General features: G+C 70.2%; 1 protein-coding gene. It reads right to left on the bottom strand.

Features of this window, described 5'->3' with window-relative positions:
* Positions 1-262 precede the first annotated feature (262 nt).
* Positions 263-1,456: a site-specific DNA-methyltransferase gene (locus FV223_RS26615; protein ID WP_147729732.1), complete on the bottom strand. Its 1,194-nt coding sequence runs from the start codon at positions 1,454-1,456 to the stop codon at positions 263-265.
* Positions 1,457-1,802 lie beyond the last annotated feature (346 nt).

Genomic DNA, 1,802 nt, shown 5'->3' with positions numbered 1-1,802 from the left:
GCGGACCCGCCGCGCTTCCGCCCGGTGCCGAAGCCGACGCCGCGCATCGTCGAGCCGCCGGCGCCGACGGACGAGATGTTCGAAGGGGAGCCGGAGGTCGTGCCGCCCGCCCGCAAGCCGGCGCGGAAGACGACGCGGAAACGCTGACGGCGCGCACGCATTCCCTCCGCCCCTCCGCCGCACCCAAGTCAGGCCTGCCCGACTTGGGCACACGAGGTGCGGATCTCGGGCAAGCCCGCGATCCGTCGGGGGGGGCGCGGTTCTAGCCCGCCGCCCCCATCACCGCGCGGAGCTTCGCGCGATAGGTGTCGATCACCACCAGCTTGCCGGCGCGCTCGGCGTGCCAGAACGTCCAGCCGTTGCAGGCGGGCAGGCCCTGGACCAGGGCGCCGACCTTGTGGATCGAGCCGATGGCGACGCCGACGTCGAGCTGGCCGTCCGGCCGCACCGTCGCCTTGAAGCGGCGGCGCTCGTCGGTGAGCACGTCGCCGGCCTTGAGATGGCCGGCCTCGACCACGCCGAGGAACGGCACCCGCGGCTCGGCGCGCTTGGTCGGCGCGACGAGGAGCGCGGCCCGCGACAGCGGCACCACCGCGTCGATGCGCCGGCGCGCGGCGTCGGCGTAGACCGCCTCGCGCTCGCAGCCGATGAAGCGACGCCCAAGCAGCTTGGCCACCGCGCCGGTGGTGCCGGTGCCGAAGAACGGGTCGAGCACCACGTCGCCGGGATTGGTCGCTGAGAGCAGCGTGCGGGCGAGCAGCGCCTCCGGCTTCTGGGTCGGGTGGACCTTGCTGCCGTCGGCGCCCTTCAGGCGCTCGTCGCCGGTGCAGAGCGGGATGAACCAGTCCGAGCGCATCTGAAGGTCTTCGTTGCCGCCCTTCAGCGCGTCGTAATGGAAGGTGTAGCCCTTCGATTCGGCCGAGCGGGAGGCCCAGATCAGGGTCTCGTGCGCGTTGGTGAAGCGCTTGCCGCGGAAGTTCGGCATCGGGTTGGCCTTGCGCCAGACGATGTCGTTGAGGATCCAGAAACCAAGATCCTGCAGCACGCTGCCGACGCGGAAGATGTTGTGGTACGACCCGATCACCCACAGCGTGGCGTTCGGCTTCATCACCCGGCGGCAGGCGGTGAGCCAGTCGCGGGTGAAGCTGTCGTAGCTGGCGAAGCTCGCGAACTTGTCCCATTCGTCGTCGACGGCGTCGACCCGGCTCTGGTCCGGCCGCATCAGCGAGGCGTCGCCGAGCTGGAGATTGTAGGGCGGGTCGGCGAAGACGCAGTCGACCGACGACGCCGGCAGGCGGTTCATCGCCGCGATGCAGTCGCCGACGAGGATCTCGTCGAGGGGAAGGCGCTGGACGGCGGGTACGAGACCCATCCGTGGTGCCGACGAAGCGCGCCCGGTACGCGAGACATGTTTCCGGGCGGCGGCGTCGGCAACCACGGTACGCGGGGAAGCCATGGCAAACACCGGTTACGCGACTGACCGGCAGACCATGGCCCCGTTAAGGTAAAGGTCGCGTTTCCGATTTGCGGAACTTCATGTCCCGGTTTGGGGCTGGCGTTGCTTTCGATCTCTTTCTGGATCGTCGCGGCCTGTCGCGTTCACGTCGCCTTAACCATCCCCGTCACGGCGATTTGCCTTGCCGGGACCGCATCGACCGCACCCGATGCGGCGATTGTCGCGTTCCGCGCTCGCATGTCCGGATGGATCGCTCCAAGCGCCTCGCGGCGACCGGGTCGTGCGCCGACACGGTCGTGGACCCGGAACGACCCGGCGGTGCAGGCAGGCGCCCGCGGCGCCGCGC

It is taken from the genome of Methylobacterium sp. WL116, from assembly GCF_008039455.1.
Classification (GTDB): Bacteria; Pseudomonadota; Alphaproteobacteria; order Rhizobiales; family Beijerinckiaceae; genus Methylobacterium.
This window is presented reverse-complemented; position numbering and strand designations above follow the sequence as displayed.